The sequence below is a fragment of the Propionimicrobium sp. BV2F7 genome (assembly GCF_000510445.1).
Taxonomy (GTDB): Bacteria; Actinomycetota; Actinomycetes; order Propionibacteriales; family Propionibacteriaceae; genus Propionimicrobium; species Propionimicrobium lymphophilum.
In genome coordinates this window covers 182,426-199,547 of record NZ_AZIS01000004.1, presented here as the reverse complement: position 1 = coordinate 199,547, position 17,122 = coordinate 182,426, and the positions used below count along the sequence as shown (strand labels likewise).

17 protein-coding genes are annotated in these 17,122 nt (G+C 57.1%); 11 read left to right on the top strand and 6 right to left on the bottom strand.

Annotation, left to right across the window (positions count from 1 at the left end; translation table 11 throughout):
- The first annotated feature begins 347 nt into the window (after positions 1–347).
- The 9 genes from HMPREF1255_RS05300 to HMPREF1255_RS05260 all read left to right on the top strand — a co-directional run bounded on the left by HMPREF1255_RS05300 (position 348) and on the right by HMPREF1255_RS05260 (position 7,567).
- The gene (locus tag HMPREF1255_RS05300) at positions 348–1,157 is read left to right on the top strand and encodes a spermidine synthase (RefSeq protein ID WP_016455193.1); all 810 of its coding nucleotides are present in this window, start codon (positions 348–350) and stop codon (positions 1,155–1,157) included.
- A gap of 19 nt (positions 1,158–1,176) precedes the next feature.
- Positions 1,177–1,785 carry a class E sortase gene (locus HMPREF1255_RS05295; RefSeq protein WP_024111217.1) on the top strand — a complete coding sequence of 203 codons (609 nt, stop codon included), beginning with the start codon at positions 1,177–1,179 and terminating at the stop codon, positions 1,783–1,785.
- Positions 1,786–1,826: 41 nt separating this feature from the next.
- Positions 1,827–2,366: an orotate phosphoribosyltransferase gene (pyrE, locus tag HMPREF1255_RS05290; protein WP_036917207.1), complete on the top strand. Its 540-nt coding sequence runs from the start codon at positions 1,827–1,829 to the stop codon at positions 2,364–2,366.
- An 81-nt stretch (positions 2,367–2,447) separates the two neighbouring features.
- Positions 2,448–3,305 carry a LemA family protein gene (locus HMPREF1255_RS05285; RefSeq protein WP_024111251.1) on the top strand — a complete coding sequence of 286 codons (858 nt, stop codon included), beginning with the start codon at positions 2,448–2,450 and terminating at the stop codon, positions 3,303–3,305.
- A gap of 23 nt (positions 3,306–3,328) precedes the next feature.
- Positions 3,329–3,976: a TrmH family RNA methyltransferase gene (locus tag HMPREF1255_RS05280; RefSeq protein WP_051112330.1), complete on the top strand. Its 648-nt coding sequence runs from the start codon at positions 3,329–3,331 to the stop codon at positions 3,974–3,976.
- Entirely contained in the window at positions 3,969–5,153 is a 1,185-nt protein-coding gene (locus HMPREF1255_RS05275; protein ID WP_024111066.1) for a MalY/PatB family protein, read from the top strand. The genes HMPREF1255_RS05280 and HMPREF1255_RS05275 overlap by 8 nt, the downstream gene beginning before the upstream one ends.
- Before the next feature lie 47 nt (positions 5,154–5,200).
- On the top strand, positions 5,201–5,767 hold the full coding sequence (locus HMPREF1255_RS05270) for a hypothetical protein (protein ID WP_155948485.1): 567 nt from the start codon (positions 5,201–5,203) through the stop codon (positions 5,765–5,767).
- Between the two features lie 103 nt (positions 5,768–5,870).
- Entirely contained in the window at positions 5,871–6,893 is a 1,023-nt protein-coding gene (fbaA, locus tag HMPREF1255_RS05265; protein WP_024111277.1) for a class II fructose-bisphosphate aldolase, read from the top strand.
- A gap of 110 nt (positions 6,894–7,003) precedes the next feature.
- The gene (locus HMPREF1255_RS05260) at positions 7,004–7,567 is read left to right on the top strand and encodes an isochorismatase family protein (protein ID WP_024111231.1); all 564 of its coding nucleotides are present in this window, start codon (positions 7,004–7,006) and stop codon (positions 7,565–7,567) included.
- Here HMPREF1255_RS05260 and HMPREF1255_RS05255 read toward each other — a convergent pair.
- The gene (locus HMPREF1255_RS05255; RefSeq protein WP_024111013.1) at positions 7,564–8,448 is read right to left on the bottom strand and encodes a hypothetical protein; all 885 of its coding nucleotides are present in this window, start codon (positions 8,446–8,448) and stop codon (positions 7,564–7,566) included. The genes HMPREF1255_RS05260 and HMPREF1255_RS05255 overlap by 4 nt on opposite strands.
- Before the next feature lie 73 nt (positions 8,449–8,521).
- Here HMPREF1255_RS05255 and HMPREF1255_RS09400 point away from each other — a divergent pair, with 73 nt between their 5' ends.
- Positions 8,522–9,235: a hypothetical protein gene (locus HMPREF1255_RS09400; protein ID WP_024111212.1), complete on the top strand. Its 714-nt coding sequence runs from the start codon at positions 8,522–8,524 to the stop codon at positions 9,233–9,235.
- Here HMPREF1255_RS09400 and HMPREF1255_RS09395 read toward each other — a convergent pair.
- From HMPREF1255_RS09395 to HMPREF1255_RS05235, 3 genes are all read right to left on the bottom strand, one after another.
- Positions 9,225–10,094 (bottom strand): hypothetical protein, encoded by an 870-nt coding sequence (locus HMPREF1255_RS09395; protein WP_016455204.1) that lies wholly within the window; start codon positions 10,092–10,094, stop codon positions 9,225–9,227. The genes HMPREF1255_RS09400 and HMPREF1255_RS09395 overlap by 11 nt on opposite strands.
- Before the next feature lie 78 nt (positions 10,095–10,172).
- Positions 10,173–11,126 carry a carbohydrate kinase family protein gene (locus HMPREF1255_RS05240; RefSeq protein WP_016455205.1) on the bottom strand — a complete coding sequence of 318 codons (954 nt, stop codon included), beginning with the start codon at positions 11,124–11,126 and terminating at the stop codon, positions 10,173–10,175.
- Positions 11,127–11,139: 13 nt separating this feature from the next.
- Positions 11,140–12,534 (bottom strand): sugar porter family MFS transporter, encoded by a 1,395-nt coding sequence (locus tag HMPREF1255_RS05235; protein WP_024111208.1) that lies wholly within the window; start codon positions 12,532–12,534, stop codon positions 11,140–11,142.
- A 182-nt stretch (positions 12,535–12,716) separates the two neighbouring features.
- Between HMPREF1255_RS05235 and HMPREF1255_RS05230 the strand changes: the two genes are divergently transcribed.
- A complete protein-coding gene (locus HMPREF1255_RS05230) occupies positions 12,717–13,712 on the top strand; it encodes a LacI family DNA-binding transcriptional regulator (RefSeq protein ID WP_036917332.1) in 996 nt (331 codons plus the stop codon).
- Positions 13,713–13,826: 114 nt separating this feature from the next.
- Here HMPREF1255_RS05230 and ilvD read toward each other — a convergent pair whose 3' ends face one another.
- Complete coding sequence (gene ilvD, locus HMPREF1255_RS05225; protein ID WP_024111112.1) at positions 13,827–15,668, bottom strand: dihydroxy-acid dehydratase; 1,842 nt, start codon at positions 15,666–15,668, stop codon at positions 13,827–13,829.
- An 85-nt stretch (positions 15,669–15,753) separates the two neighbouring features.
- Entirely contained in the window at positions 15,754–16,404 is a 651-nt protein-coding gene (locus tag HMPREF1255_RS05220; RefSeq protein WP_024111073.1) for a DNA-3-methyladenine glycosylase I, read from the bottom strand.
- Positions 16,405–17,122 lie beyond the last annotated feature (718 nt).

Below are 17,122 nucleotides of genomic sequence, written 5' to 3'. Positions count from 1 at the left end.
GCTGGCCGATCTACTAATGAAATCTAAGACTCCAAGATTTTCTGGGGGTGAAAAGTAGGCGTTTGTGATTCGTAAAATAACAGGAACTAAAGAAAAATGGAATAGTTATTCCAGTTGGTGAAATAACTGGATCAGTTCTCCCTAGTCAGAGGCTCGTTGATAGCTGATATGTGGCGGCATAGCGAATGAAAATTCTCCGCGTTATCTCCAACAAATTACAGCTTTTTAGGGCTAAAGATGCTGAAGAATCGCTTGGAACGGAGATTAGGAAAATAAGTTACCTAAATCAGGAAAAATTTTGTAACTTATTTACACAGGTAAAAAGAAAAAGTGAATGAGCTAACAATATGGATGCAAATACTGTCAGATTCATCGAAGAAGATGACGGGGTAATAGTGGAGATCAATGGCGTCCCACAGTCTTATGTGGACGTCGAAGATCCGACGAAACTCATTTTTCCGTACATGGAAAGAATGGCCGATTTTCTAGATCAGATAGCTCCCTCAGGCCAGCGCTATCGCGTCGTTCACGTGGGTGGGGCAGGAATGTCTTTGGCTAGATACGTAAGCGTGACGCGTCCGACTTCCCCGCAGATCGTTCTGGAACCTGACGAGGCCTTGACCGCGGCAGTGCGAGAAAAACTGCCGCTTCCGCTCAGGTCTGGAATCAAGGTTCGTCCACTGGACGGCAGAGCCGGCATTGCTGGCATGAGAGACGATTTCGCTCAAGTAATAATCGTCGACGCCTTTTCCTCGGCGAGCGTGCCCAAGGAACTTGTCGGCGTCGAGTTCTTTGCCGAAATTAAACGGGTCTTAACGCCTGACGGTCTGTTGCTGATGAATGTCATAGACCAGCGCCCGTTCGACTGGACGAGACGGGTGGTTGCGGGGTTGGCTTGGCTCTTTAAAGAGGTCGTGGTTGGCGCCGAACCCAGGATCTTTAACCAGCCCAGGTTTGGCAACCTGCTGCTCGGAGCGAGCCAGGCTGATATTCCCCTAGACGACATCAAAAAAGAAGCCACCAAAGCCATCTGGCCGTATAGATACATCGGCTCGGAAAAGATCGGCCGGTTCATTGCAGGAGCCGAAGCGTTCACGGATGCTGACGCCGAGCCGTCCCCGGTGGCAAGCAAACACGGCATCCTGCGGTTTAGCTAATCCGGATATCCTTAGTTTTGTGGCAGAGAAGAAATCGAAGTCTTGGGTTCTGCGCATGGCGTGGGTTGGGCTCGTGGCCGTCGTGGTTGGGGTGGCGGCTTTTGCCGCCTGGCAGCTGATTGGCAGTAATCAACTGGGCCGAAATAAAATCGCGCAGAATCTCGCCGAGTTCGATGATGCCTGCGCTGCAGGAACCCAGCCGAGTGTCGTCGGAGTGTTGAAGATCGGCGACCAGCGCTATCCGATTCTGGAGGGCATCGGACGAGACCAGCTCTCCGCGGGAGTCGGGCTCTACCCGGACTCCGCAGCTCCCGGACAGGTAGGTAACACAGCTATCGCCGGCTATCGCCTGACGAACGGTGAGCCGTTCCGGAATCTTCTCGACTTAAAGGTCGGCGATGCGATTCAGCTTGAGACCTGCAAAGAGGTTTTTGAGTATGAGGTAGTGGTTTCGCCGGATCGGCTAACGGTCGGCTCCGACGACGATTGGGTTCTGGATGAGGTGCCTGGAGAACAAGGCAAGCGCGCCACCATGCCCATGCTGACCTTGACGACTAGCCAGGATCTGCTGCCCACTGGGGATCGCTCAGTGTGTTTCGCGAAGTATTTGGGTAAGCGCGCTAGATAGCGTGTTAAAAATTGTCGGCCCTGACGACTATGCTTTTTGGTATGACTGATCGGGAAACACTTCTTAAAGCCATCAATGAATTAGCCGTAGTCCGAGGCAAGGTGACGCTGGCCAGCGGTCGCGAAGCCGACTACTACGTAGACATGCGCAGGGTTACCCTGGACGGCGCGGCCGCACCTCTGGTTGGGCGCGTTCTGCGTGAACTCACTAAAGACCTAGATTTCGATGCCGTCGGTGGCCTGACGATGGGTGCTGACCCGGTCGCCTTCTCCATGCTCGCGGCCGCAGCAGCCGAAGGCGAGCGGCTGGACGCTTTCGTCGTCCGTAAGGAAGCCAAGTCGCACGGCCTGCACAAACGCATCGAAGGCCCGGACGTCAAGGGTCGTCGTGTTTTGGTTGTGGAAGACACCTCCACCACAGGCGGTTCTGCCCTGACTGCCGTAGAAGCCGTTCGTGAGGCAGGCGGCGAACCGGTCGCGGTTGTCGTCGTGGTTGATCGCAGCACGGGAGCAGAAGAAAGAGTTCGCGAGGCTGGTCTGGAATACCGCTACGCGTACGGAGTCGAAGAGCTCGATATTTAATTTTGCGTCGCGACTTTTTGTCAGTGGCGGCGGTTAAAGTTTTTGTAGCTGGAATTTTCGTCTGCTTTAAGGAGAGTTTCGATGTCCTCGGTTCTAATAATTGTGATCGTACTTATCGTCCTGGTTGTAGGCATCATCGGCTGGGGCGTTGGCGCCTACAACGGCTTGGTGAAGCTGCGCAACCAGGTTGAGCAGGCCTGGCGTCAGATCGACGTCGAATTGAACCGTCGTTACGATCTAATCCCGAATCTGGTCGAGACGGTTAAGGGGTACGCGAGCCACGAATCCCAGACGCTTGAGCGCGTGATCGCGATGCGCAACAACGCGTACCAGTCAGCACAGGCGGGAGCCAGTGGCGAGCAGCGTGCTGCGGCAGAGAATCAGCTGACCGGCGTCCTGCACAAGTTGATCGCCACCGCTGAGGCCTACCCGCAGCTGCGTGCGGATGCTGGCTTCCGTCAGCTCGCTAGCCAGCTGGAGGAGACGGAAGACCGCATCGCTAACGGCAGGCGTTACTACAACGCTGTTGTCAGCAGCTATAACACCAAGATCCAGTCTTTCCCGAATAACATCCTGGCCAACATGGGTGGGTTCAAGGAGGCCGGCTACTTCGAGGTTCGCGACACCAACGTTCGCCAGGCCCCGACGGTCGACTTCGGCAACCGCTCCGTGCAAGATCATGCTGTCACCGACGAATCCAGGAACTCCGGCGAGTTGCCCAGCTACACCGGCCAAGACCGCAGCACCATGAGCAAGGAACAGGGTTTCAGCTTCCCAGGCGCTAATTCGTCACCTGTAATCGATCAAGGCACCAATCCGCAGACCGGCTACAGCGCTGATCAGTTCGGCTCTCAGGCTCCCGCTCCCGATCCGGTCGAATACAAGCAGCCACCGGCCAGCGGCACCAACCCGTACGGGCAGGTCGATCCCGAAAAGTGAGTTCTGAAGAAGACAAGAAGCCAATTGACCCGACCGCTCCCACGGTCGGGGTGGGCCCGTACGAGGGTCCATGGCCCGACGACGAGCGGTTAGACCCGGAGCTGCTAGCAGAGGGCGACCACCGGAACGTAATCGATCGGTTCCGCTATTGGAAGATGGACGCCATCGTCGCCGAGTTGGACGCCCAACGCGATAAGTGGGCGCCCGCCGAGCTGCATATCGCCATTCAGAACTGGCAGCACGACTTCAATATCGGTTCCATCGTGCGAACTGCCAATGCGTTCAACGTCTCTAGCGTGCACGTGGTTGGCAAGCGCCGCTGGAACAAGCGCGGGGCAATGGTTACCGACAGATATATCCATGTTCACCACGCTCCTGACGAGAACGCGCTCGTGGAGTTCTGTAAACAGAATTCTCTGACCCTAATCGGCGTCGACAATCTGCCGGGGTACGTGCCGCTCGAAGAAGCGCAACTTCCCGAGCGCTGCTGTCTGGTCTTCGGCTCGGAAGGTCCTGGGCTCACCGACGAGATGCTCGCCGCCTGCGAGCGTCTCGTGGCAATCACCCAGTACGGTTCCACCCGTTCGATGAATGCGGGCGCCGCGGCCGCCGTAGCCATGTACGAATGGTCGAAACAGTGGCAGTACGGAAAAAAGAGAAGTCATGACTAAGAATTTTGTGCCGGTTAGCCAGCGTCCAGGAACATTCGCCGAGCGCGCGGATGCCAGGGACGCCCAAGAACTTCAAGAGGCGGGCAGCCTGAAGTGGACGGCGTTCCAGCCAGCTGACGGCGCTTGGGTGGCCGAGTCTGATTTCGGTCTGGCCGCGCCGGTGCGTAAGGCGGTTGTGGATTTCATCGATAAAGAGATGACCGGTTACGCGCCGATGAACATGCGCAAAGAACTCAAAGTGGCCACCGCGCAATGGCTGGATAAACGGTACGGCTGGAGCGTGCCTGCCGAGCGTGTGCATTGGCTGCCCGATGTGCTGACCGGCTTGACCATGATGCTCAGTTATCTGGTGCCCGACGGCAAAGTCATCGTCCCGACGCCCTGTTACATGCCGTTCGTCGACATCCCTGGTGTCTGCGGACGCGAGCTGATTCAGGTCCCGATGATCCAAACCGAAGATTCATGGGAATTTGATTTCGAGTCCATCGATCAGGCCTTCAAAGACGGCGGTAACGTGCTGATTCTATGTAACCCGCACAACCCCATCGGCAAGGTCGTCACGGCTGGAGAGATGGGTAAGATCACGAAGATCGTCGACGCCCACAACGGTTGGGTATTCAGCGACGAGATCCACGCACCCCTGGTGCTCGACGGCAATCATGTGCCGTACGCGTCCACCAGCCAGAGCGCAGCCCAGCACACCGTCACTGCGCTGTCCGCCTCCAAAGCGTTCAACACTGCGGGGCTCAAATGCGCCCAGCTGGTCGTCACCAACGACGAGCAGCAGAGGTGGATGACCAGCCAGGGTCACGGCATAATCCACGAGTCCGCGCCAATCGGTGTCGTAGCGGCGATCTCCGCTTATCGCGACGGCGAAGAGTGGCTCGACGATCTAGTCGACTACCTTCGTGGAAATCGTGACTATCTGATTGAAGCGGTGGAGAAGAAGCTGCCCGGCGTGAAGATGATCGCTCCGCAATCCACATTCCTAGCCTGGCTCGACGTCCGCGGCCTTGGCCTGGAAGATCCGCGCCAACACTTCTTGAAGGCGGGTGTCGCGCTTACCGATGGCGCAGAATGCGGAGACGTCGGCAAGGGCTGGCTAAGGCTTTGCTTCGGCACTCCGCGTCCGGTGTTGGAGCAAATCATTGAAAAGATGGCTGCGGCGCTCGCGTAGGCAACCTGCCTCTCGGTGCAAACGTCAAACAGGGTAAGCTAGGTGACATGAGCCAGACATTGATGCGTGAGCGCTTGGCGCGGCCCGCCCAAATGCCTGGTTTTTCGGTTAGTTTCACGCAGAAAAACATGGCCGAGCGGGCAGCTGATATGCGCTCGAAAATGAACAGCAGACTAATCTCGCTGGCCGTCAGCATCGTGTTGACTATCGTCTTCTATTTCATTTGGAAGCCGAAATCGGACGAACTGTTTTTCTGGATTCTCATCGCGGGGCTTTGCTACTCGATGGTGATGGCGCTTGTGTCGGTCATGAAAATGGCGAGGGCGCGAAGCGTGGCCAAGTCCATCATCCCCGGGCCAGCTTTCCTGCTGGACAACGAGGGCGTCGCGTTTCCAAGCGGTGAGAAAATCCGATTTTCATCGATCAAATTGGTGAAAGCCGTCGATAAGCGATTCAACCCGGGCCCGAACCTTGTTTTCGAATGGCAAGACGGGCGACGCAGCTTTCCGATCATCTTTTTGGATGCAAACCCCGAGATTATCGACGGCATCCTCCGCGCCAACTCTAGGGGCCGTTTTGGTATGGATCTCAGTCAAGTGGACGAACTCTGGTGAGGGACACGGTGTTTGAGAGACTTACAACAAAATAGATCCTGATGAATGATTGCTGCATGCAGCTAGCATTTGGTTAGAAAACAACTAGTAGAAAGAAGAAGCAATGGGTATTGCTACTCCTGAAGTTTATGAAGAGATGATTGACCGTGCGAAGGAAAAAGGCTTCGCATACCCGGCGATCAACATTACATCTTCGCAGACTCTGAACGCGGCCATCCGCGGTTTCGCCGAGGCAGAGTCTGACGGCATCATCCAGATTTCGACTGGCGGCGCTGAATATGCTTCCGGCTCGAACATCAAGGACATGGTCACCGGCGCTGTTGCTCTTGCCGAATACGCCCGCGTTGTAGCCAAGCACTACAACGTCAACATCGCCCTGCACACCGACCACTGCCAGAAAGAGAAGCTGGACAAGTACGTCAACCCGCTGATCGCCATCTCGCAGGAGCGCGTCGACCGCGGCGAGGACCCGCTATTCAACTCCCACATGTGGGACGGCTCCGCCATTCCGCTAAAGGAGAACCTGGAAATCGCCCGTGAGCTGTTGGCCCGAACCTCCAAGGCCAAGCAGATCCTCGAGATCGAGGTTGGCGCTGTTGGTGGCGAGGAAGACGGCGTTGTTGGCGAGATCAACGACAAGCTGTACACCTCTCCGCAGGATGGCTTCGACACCATCGACGCGCTGGGTCTTGGCGAGCACGGCCGCTACATCACCGCTCTGACCTTCGGTAACGTTCACGGCGTTTACAAGCCGGGCAACGTTAAGCTGCGCCCGTCCATCTTGAAGGAGATCCAGGACGCCTGCGCGAAGAAGTACGGCAAGGATCGTCCGTTCGACCTGGTCTTCCACGGTGGCTCCGGCTCCACCGACCAGGAGATCGCAGAGGCTGTTAGCTACGGCGTCATCAAGATGAACGTCGATACCGACACCCAGTACGCCTTCACCCGTCCGGTTGTTGAGCACATGTTCAAGAACTACGACGGTGTTCTGAAGATCGACGGCGAGGTCGGCAACAAGAAGATGTACGACCCGCGTTCGTGGGGCCGTGCAGCTGAGAAGGGTATGGTCGATCGCGTTATCGAGTCCTGCCAGCAGCTGGGTTCCGCTGGCACCAGCGTTAAGTAAATAATTCGCTAAAAGGCGAGGTTCGTTTCGCGGGCCTCGCCTTTTGCGTATCTAATTGTTTTTACGGCTCGCTGGCTTTCGGGCTCGAGCAGATTTTTTAGCGAGGAAAAATGTCTAATGCGTTGATTGTTGTGGACGTCCAGGTCGATTTTTGTGAGGGCGGTTCGCTGGGAGTTGGCGGCGGCAATGATGTGGCAGAGAAGTTAGCGAAGATGCTCGAGTTGCAGGACTACGATCACGTGGTGGCAACCCGCGATCACCACATCGACCCTGGTTCGCACTTCTCAGACAACCCGGATTTTGTCGATAGCTGGCCCCCGCACTGCGTCGTGGGTACCGACGGTCAGCAGCTGCACGAGGCCATCCGCGGTTTCGGTTTCGAGGCGGTTTTTGACAAGGGATCGTACGAAGCCGCGTATTCCGGCTTCGAGGGAACAATCGGCGGCACGTCAGAGGGACAGGGCCTGGAAGATTGGTTGAGGGAGCACGGCGTCGAGGACGTCGACGTTTGCGGAATCGCGACGGATTACTGCGTTCGCCAAACCGCACTGGATGCGGCAAAGGCTGGCTTCACCACGTCGGTTCTGGGTAGCCTTTCTGCACCCATTCATCCGGAGAATCTGGCCGAGCTCGCCGACGAATTCGTCGAGGCAGGCGTCGCCTACAACGGCTAGCTTGCCTCTAGGGCGGCAGCGATCTGGTTGAGCACGGATTGTCCCTGCCCGAAATCTGCCGCGCGAACTGCGAATGCGATGGGAACGCGTCCTTCTGCGCCGGTGTACCAACCGAGCTGCCGCACGACGTAGCCGTATTGGTCGGGACCCCAACCGCCCTTGAAAACGGCATCTGGCAGCGTGCCCAGTCCCCAGCGCTGACCAGGAGATACGTTCGACATGTCCTCGATCACTTGTCCCGAGCCGGTCAGGCAGGGCATCTTTTTCAAAAAATCCACCTGGTTGTGGACGTCCCACTCGGTCTGGCCGAAAACACTGAATCCGGCCCGGATACGATAGCTGGGAACCGTTGTGTCGTCGCCGGCTGTCCTAAAAACCTGTGTAACCGCGTTGGCTCGTTCAGCGTCGGTTGTTCCTAGGTTGTTCCAGACCGCGTCCGCAGCCTCGTTGTCGGACTCCCGCAGCGCCAAAGAGATCTGGGCCGAGAGCTGACCTCCTAGCCCCGCATCCGTAGCGGCTAACGCGAGTGGCACCTTAGCCGTCGACCAAGCAGGGAGAGTCTCCTGGCCGCCGATCCGCTCGACGGAACCATCTTCCCGAAGCCAGGCAGCCTCGATCATCACACCCCGGTCTGCGGCGATGCTTTGGATGGCGGACGTCAGGTTCTTGTTCGACGGTGAGTGCAGCGGCGTCGAATCGCACGCGATCACCTGGGTCGGATCAGGTTCTTTAGTTTGCGCAGAAGCGGTTTCGTAGCGAGAAGCGGGCGTCGGCTCAACCCGTTCTGGTTTTATATGCTTCGAGGACACGAAAAGCAGCAACCCCAAAAGGGCCACCAATAGCAGGACAAGCACAGCCAGTAGCTTTGATTTATCGCGCATGGATATCCTGGTGTCGGGTTGCTTTTGTTACCATACTGAACAGATTATCGGCATCGGGAGTTTGGAGATAACCATGGCCAACGAACAACAGAATTTTCCGCAGGGAAATGGAAATAAAGGCCAGTACAACCAACCGATGCCCCCGCAGTTTCAGAATCAACCAAACCCTTACTTGCCCCCAAACCAGCCTTACCCTCAGCAGGGTCAGCCGCAACATTACGGCCCCTATTACGGCCAGCCCCAGGGACAGTTTCGTGGGCAGCCGCAGGGTCACTACCCGCCGCAAAACCAACAGTTCCAGGCTGGCCAGTATCCTCCGCAGTATCCAGGGCAGTACGGCCCAGGCAACGGCCAGAAGAAGAAGGGTGGCAACGGCATTCTGATCGCTCTGATCGTGATCGTCTCTATTGCCATCATTGCCCTGCTGGGGTTCATGGCATTCGGATTTTTTGACTCCGACCAGAAGTCCTCACCGGCGAACGTGCCCTCGGCTAGCGCAAAAACCACTGTGACGGTGGATCCGGAGCCGACAGTGACCGTCACTCGCCGCATTGATTGGCCGCCGACGGGCGCCACCAAATCTTGCAGTAGCAGCATCATGGTAAATGACGTCACCAGCTGCCCGTTCGCCGACAACGTGTTCAGCGAATTCGATCGTCACGGTGACGGCGAGATAGAGGTTTACAGCCCAACCACTGAGAAGAACTACACGATGTCGTGCAGCACATCCGATGGGGTGGCGATCTGCACGGGCGGTAACAACGCCGTCGTGTGGATTAAGCGTTAAATTCCTTAACCATCTCGGTTATCGCATCTTGCCCGCTCGCCTGATCGGGTGAGATGGTCGCGATCGCGAGGATTACGCGTTCGCCGTTTTCCTTAGTGAACCAGCCCATCTGGCGGACGGTATGGACGCCGTTAGCGTCGCCCCAGCCGCCTTTGAACGACGGATTTGGGGCTTTTCCGATGCCCCAACGCTGGCCTTCAGTGATGTTGGACATGTCCTCGATCACCTGGTCTGAGTTATCGACGCAGGGCATCTTAGACAAGAATTGCACCTGATCTGCGACGTCCCAGAGCGTCATGCCGAACGCCTCGCCGTTCAGTTTGGTGGTTTCGTCGCCGCAAGACTGCAGCGTTTCGTCCACCAGCTGTAGGCGTTCGAAGTGTGATGGCGCTAAGGCCTCGAAGATGGCTGTGGCCGTGTCGTTGTCGGAAACCCGAATTGCCGTGGATATCGGCTGGGTTAGCTCCTCGCCCTTGCCCATTCTCGTGGCGGTTAGGGCAATCGGAACTTTAATCGTCGACCAGGCGGGCAGGTTGTCCTCAGATCCGATCCTTACAACGCCCTTCTCCGGATCCAGCCAGGCAGCCTCCAGGGTGACATTGTGGTCCTTCGCGATCTTTTCGAGTTTCTCCTCGATATCTTTCGGGGCTGCAGCAATCGTCTTGCTGTGGCATACCTTAGGGGCTGACGAGATCTTCGCCACCGGAGTCGGGAAGAGATTAAGACCATTCTCGGGCGTCGAGTCGACCTCGACGGTTTTGAAAATTGTCGACGAAAAAAGAACTGCCAGCACAATGGCGCCCACTAGGACGCCACTGGCCAGCAGTGTCTTTTTATTTATCCAACTTCTCTTGAGCATTCGCCCACCCCTCGACTTATCGCCGCATTCAAATTCAATGCTACCGATTAAGCCGCCGAATTTGCTGTTAAGCCCGCTCTAGAGCAGTGGATCAACCGAGCGAACCTTCTCAACCTCATCCATGGTTGGAGCGTAGGCGCCGGCTCGGCTGACGGTTATCCCAGAGGTGATGACCGCACGGTGTAGCGCGCCGCGGATGTCGGAAAGCCTGGCGTTGCGCAGGCGTTCCTTAGCGTCGGCACCGCCCAGCAGTCCCGCATCGAGCAGGCCAGAAATCAGGCCAGCCATGAAGGAGTCCCCGGCACCAACCGTGTCGCCGATATCGACAGTTAACGGGTCGACGACCAACATGTCTCGGTCGCTGGCGATCTTCGCGTATGCGCCCCACGGGCCGCGGGTTGCGACCACCATGCTCGCACCAAGCGAGAGCCAGCGCCTCATGACCTCCTCGATGGGGGTCTCTTCGCCATAGAACCAGGCGATGTCCTCGTCGGACGCCTTCACCAGGTCTGATTCGCTGATCAACTCTTCTACCAGCGGCACGACGTCTTCTGGGCTGCCCATAATGGAAGGGCGGGCGTTCGGGTCGTAGCTGACGGTGCCGGTGGAGTTATCGACGGCCTTCTTGACGTCAGCAGCGCCCGGGGCAAGAGTCGCCGAGAAGCTGCCGATATGTAGGTGCGAGACCTCGTCGGCACTTGGTAACGACGGTACCTGCCAGTCCAGATCGAACTCGTAGGTGGCCTGACCGTTCTCGTCGACCTGGGCGTCGGCGATTGGTGTCTTTTTGGCCTTGTTGCTGCCCTCGACAACCGAAACATTGGCGTTAACCAGGTGCCTTTCGATCATGCGTCCACGCTGGTCCTCGCCAAACCACGAGCCCATCAAAGTGGGGTGGCCGAGCTGCGCGATTCCGCACGCCACGTTAAGGGGGCTTCCGCCGACATGCTCCTCGACTTCCGCGTCCTTGCGCGAGATGACGTCGATCAGCGCCTCGCCGAGACAGAGAACAGGTTGGGTGCTATTAGTCATAATTTTCAAAACCTTACTTTTCGATGCCGAGTTTGTCGGCCATCTCTTCTAGAGGCACGCCCTTGGTCTCAGGCATGATCTTCAAAACCCAAATCAGCTGGCAAGCCATGCACGCGAAGAAGATGAGGAAGCTGAATCCTCCGCCGAGCAATTCGATCATAGATGGGAACGCGAATGAGGTGATAGCCGCGAAAATCCAGTGGGTGGTGGAGCCCAGCGACTGGCCTCGACCGCGAACCTGATTTGGGAAAATCTCCGAGATGAACACCCAGATGACGGAACCCTGGCCGAAAGCGTGGGCGGCGATGAACACCATCAGACCAACCAGAACCAGAATGGACGACGTGGAAGTGAAGTTGCCCTCGTAGACGAACATGACGCCAGCTAGGAACCCGAGGCTGATTAGGTAGCCGATGGAGCCCACGAACATCAGTGTGCGGCGACCGAGCTTGTCGATGACGGTCAGAGCGGTCATGGTGGCGATTAGGTTCATGAAACCGACGGCAATGGACATCAGGTAAGAGATGTCCTCTCCGGCGCCGGCCTGCTGCATGACCATCGGTGCGTAGTACAGAATCGCGTTGATTCCGGAGAGCTGGTTGAAAGCGGCGATGGCGATCGCGAGCAGAATTACTTTGCGGTAGCGCTTGGTGAAGAAGGGTACCTTCTTGTTCTTGGAGTCGGCGACGAGCTGAACCTTGATGTCCTGGATCTCTGCGTCGGATTCCTCCTCGGTGCGGCACAGGCGACGACTGATCTCGATTGCCTCGTCTTCGCGGTTTTGGCTCATCAGCCAGCGTGGCGTCTCGGGGACGCTGAACAGCAGAATCAGGAAGATTGCCGACGGGGCGGCCATTACGCCTAGCATCCAACGCCACGCGTCCGGGTTATTGACGATCGCGCGAATGATTGCGTTGGAGGCGTAAGCAACGAGGATGCCCAGCACGATGTTGAATTGGACGAGGCCAACGAGACGACCTCGCTGGGCGGCCGGGGCGATCTCTGCGGTGTAGATCGGTGCGCAGACGCTAGACATGCCGACGCCAATGCCGCCAAGCACTCGGCAAAGGAGGAAAAACCAGTAAGCAGATGCCGGGGTCAGTGCGGTGCCGAGCGCACCGATCATGAAAAGTGCGCCGATCGCGAACAGCATCTTTTTGCGTCCGAAGCGGTCGGCTAGCGAGCCGGCGAAAACCGCCCCGAAGATAGTTCCGATAGTTGCGCTGGATACGGCAATGCCGAGCCCGAAGCTGTCCAGGGTAAAGACGCGTTCCAGCGCTTTCGTTGTGCCAGAGATAACAGCGGTGTCGAAGCCGAAGATCAGGCCGCCGATGGAGGCGACAAGTGCGCTACGGATGACTATTGCGGTCACACCTGTCTTTGCAGGTTGTTGTACTTCACTCGTCATGGTTCGCCTTTCGCGGTGAGAGTTTTCCGCAGATAAGTGGATTTGAGTTCGATAACGGTGCCTCTTGACAACGTTGTCTATAAACTGGACATTATTGGACAAAATGGCGCTGCGCAATGGAGTTGCAAAGGTTGCCAAAAAAATCTGGCATACTTGATCACATGAAAAACAAGCGGGTGACGATGAGGGAAGTTGCCGCTTTGGCTGGTGTCAGTCTCAAGACAGTCTCACGAGTGGTCAATGGTGAACCGGGCGTTGCTGAGCAAACTGCCGAGGCAGTGAAGGACGCGATAAACAAAACCGGCTACCGCGTCGACCCCCAAGCGCAGGCGTTGCGCAGGACGGACAGGCGTTCCAGGACGGTCGGGCTATTGGTTTCTTCGGTGGCCAACCCGTTCGACGCAAAGATCCACGCGGCACTAGAAGAGGTCGCCGCCGAGCATTCGTCGACGGTGCTGGCGCTAAGTTCAAACGACGACCCGAATCTGACGAAACAGAGGGCTCAGGTGCTGGTTAACCGGCAAATCGATGGGCTGGTTTTTTCGCCGCTAGGCAAGAGTCAAAAGTGGCTGGCCGACCTGATGGGTGACCGTCCCGTCATTGCCTTCGACCGCCAACCGCACGGGCTAGACGTTGACGCTGTCGTCTCCGACAACTTCCAGGGTGCCCTACGCGCCACCAGACATCTGATCAGCGGCGGGCATCGTCGCATCGCTTTTCTTGGTGACAGGGACGTTATCGAAACCGCGCAGATTCGTCGCGCGGGGTTCGAACGGGCGATGGGGGAGTCGGGCGTCGAGATAGCGCCAGGACTGGTCAGGTCAAACCTGCCCGGCGAGGAGGCCGCCCGAATGTCGGCACACGAGCTGTTGACCGGTCCAGAGCCGCCCACCGCGTTTTTCTCTGCGCAGAACAATCTGACCGCAGGCGTGCTGCGGGCGCTAAAAGACCTGAACATGGACGAACAAATCGCGGTCGTCTCTTTCGACGATCTGCCACACGCCGAACTGTTCAAGATCGGGCTAACCGCCATCACACAAGACCCCGAGCGGATCGGACGGATTGCTGCAGAGCGTCTCTTTGCAAGGCTAGGCGGCGACATTGATGGCCCAGCGGAGACGATAACCGTGCCAACCGGGTTCCAGATCAGAGGCTCTGGCGAGATCAAACCTGCGTAACAAAAACGGAGAACCTAAAAACACTTTATTGCGAAGCTTTTGGTTTTCGCTGATTGAAAAGATTTAGCGGGAACCTTCGAGTCGGAAGTTTTCGGTTCCCGCTAAGTTTCTTGCTTAAAGCTGGCGGCGAGCCGCACCCTTGTCGGCGCTTTGGGCGAGCAGCGCGAATACCTTCAGCGAATTGCTGACGACGCGGTCGCGCTTGGCGGGCTTCCAGCCAATCTTGTCCTGTTCGGCTCGACGCTTAGCGAGCTCCTCGTCGGATACCTCGACGTTGATCGAACGATCGGGGATATTGATCGTGATGATGTCGCCGTCGCGAACAAGACCAATGTTGCCACCCGAAGCAGCCTCCGGGCTGATGTGGCCAAGCGAAAGGCCGCTGGAGCCGCCGGAGAATCGTCCGTCGGTGATCAGCGCGCATTTCGGGCCGAGCCCGACGCCCTTCAGGTAGCTGGTGGGGTAGAGCATCTCTTGCATGCCCGGGCCGCCCTTCGGGCCTTCGTAGCGCACGACGACGACGTCGCCGGCCTCGATACCGCCGTTGAGGATGGCGTCAACAGCTTCCTCTTGAGACTCCGTAACCTTGGCCGGGCCAGAGAACACCCACTGATGCTCTGGCACGCCCGCGGTCTTCACGACGCAGCCGTCGACAGCTAGGTTGCCCTTCAGCACTGCGAGGCCACCATCCTTCGTGTAGGCGTGCTCGACGGACCGGATGCAGCCGTTTTCGGAGTCGGTGTCCAGCGTCTCCCAGGTGTTCTCGGTGGAGAACATCTCGGTGGTGCGGACGCCACCGGGCGCCGCGTGGAACAGCCTGTTGGCGGCGTCGATTGCCTTGCCGCCGCGAATGTCCCAATCGTCAAGGAACGACTGCAGGCTGTCGTGGTGGACGGAGTGGACGTTCTTCTTCAGCAATCCTGCGCGGTTTAGCTCGCCGAGGATCGCAGGAATGCCGCCTGCGCGGTGGACGTCCTCGATCCAGTATTGCTTGGAGTTCGGGGCAACCTTGCAGAGGCACGGGACGTGCAGGCTGAGTTCGTCGATGTTGTCCTGCGTGAAGTCGACGCGGGCCTCCTGGGCGGTGGCCAGCAGGTGGAGAATCGTGTTCGTCGAACCGCCCATCGCGATGTCCATGGTCATGGCGTTCGTGAAAGCCTCAAAGGTGGCGATGGATCGCGGCAGCACCGATTCGTCATCTTCGTCGTAGTAGCGCTTGCACATCGAAACGATCCGTTTACCAGCTTCGATGAACAGTTCCTTGCGCCAAGCGTGAGTGGCCAGCGTGGTGCCATTGCCCGGCAGCGAGAGACCGAGGGCCTCAGTCAGACAGTTCATCGAGTTGGCGGTGAACATGCCCGAGCAGGAACCGCAGGTGGGGCAAGCGAGCCTCTCCATGCGGGCGATTTCGTCGTCAGAAATATCGTTGCTAACCGATGCCATCATTGGGTCGATGAGGTCGAGGCCCTTGTTGGTAGAGCCGTCGTCATAGGTCATCGGCTTGCCGGCCTCCATGGCGCCGCCAGAGACGAAGATGGTCGGAATGTTCAGGCGCATCGTGGCAATCAGCATTCCGGGGGTGATCTTGTCACAGTTGCTGATGCAGACCAGGGCATCCGCTTTGTGCGCATTGACCATGTATTCGACGCTGTCTGCGATGATCTCGCGGCTGGGCAGCGAGTAAAGCATGCCGTCGTGGCCCATTGCGATGCCGTCGTCGATGGCGATGGTGTTGAACTCTCGCGCAACACCGCCGGCCTCTGCGACCGCGTCTGCCACTACTTTGCCGACGTTGCGTAGGCCGACGTGGCCAGGTACGAACTGGGTGAAGGAGTTAGCGATCGCAATAATCGGCTTGCCAAAGTCATTGTCGGTCATTCCGGTGGCACGCCAAAGAGCCCTGGCGCCTGCCATCAGACGGCCCTCCATTGTGGTTTGCGAACGCAGTTTCGGCATCAATTCCTCCTAAGAAACTTGTCGTTTCAGACTAACCTTCGAGCACAGACCCGCCCCGCGATGTCCGCCTGGTGACTAGTTAGTATCACCTATATAAAGCGGCCTCGGGCAGGCCCGGATTGGCCAGTCGGATACTCTCTGTGACGTCGACCGCCCGGCCATTTTCATCGAACACGCCCGATGTTCCGCGCCTGGGCGAATCGGCCGGGTGATCGTCAACCATGCCTATGGCCTGCATCAGCGCGTATGCCGTGCTCGGTCCGACGAACTTAAATCCCTCCTTCTTCAATCGTTTGCTGAGTGCGACGGATTCAGGCGTTTGAGTCGGAACGTCTTCGCTTGTCGAAGGCGTCTTCGTTTCTTCGGGGCGAAAAGACCAGACGAGGTAGGGCAGCGGCTGGCTTTCGCGCAAGGCCAAGGTTGCCTGCGCGTTGGCTATTGCGGCGTTGATTTTCGGGCGGTTGCGAATGATTTCTGGGTCCGCCAGCATCTGCGCAATTTCTGGCTCGCCGAATTCGGCGACTATCTCTGGGTCGAAGTTGTTGAAGTGCTTTCTGAACGCCGGTCTCTTCTTTAGGACAGTCAGCCAAGACAAGCCTGCCTGGAAAGACTCCAGACAAATTCGCTCATAAATGCCTCGTTCGTCGAAAATGGGATTGCCCCACTCCGTGTCGTAATAGTCGCTGAGCAGCGCGTTCGTGTTTGCCCAGTTTGGTCGTATAACTTGTTCGCTCATGAGGCAATCGTGTCATCGAAACTCGATTGCTCGAGAAGTTATCCACAGCTTTTGTGTTTTTGTGCGGATCGGTAGAACTATTGCTTGAGTCAAACGTGCGGAAAAATTTTCCCTGAATGAGAAAAAGCGCGAGCCGCTTGCTTGGTTAGATTGTTGTGATGGTCCGCAGGGCAGGAGAAAACTGGTTTGTCAGCAGTTAAATCTTGAGCTACTAAGAGCGGGAAATGGTTCAATCGGTGTAGTCTTCCATGCATTAGTTGACGGGTTCGATTTATCGAAAGGCCTGGTGGTGACGAAGTTGCCGTGACTGAACACTTGCTGGCGGCGCATACACATTTGTTGATCGCTGACCCCGGCTAGGGGATTCGGTGTGGGCTACGAAAACAGAGCTCGCGGAATCGCTCATGTTTGTTCTTTTTATCAGCCGGTATGTTAATTTTAACATTGCGTGTGTTGCTTGATGGATCCATGGAAGGTTCTGTAAAGCGGTCAAAGACGACGCAAGTTGGCTGAGCCCGCGAAGCAAACACCTGTTACCTAGTTGAAAACCGAGTCGGACAATCAAGAGTTAAAGACCGAGTCTGCTTTGGGAATTCGGGTTGCGAAACGTAAACCCCGGATTAATAAGGGCAGTAACCAGACATAGAAGTCGAAAAACATCTCGATAGTCCCTGATCAGCTAGCGAAAACTAAATATGTAGTAGTTGAGCACCAAAAA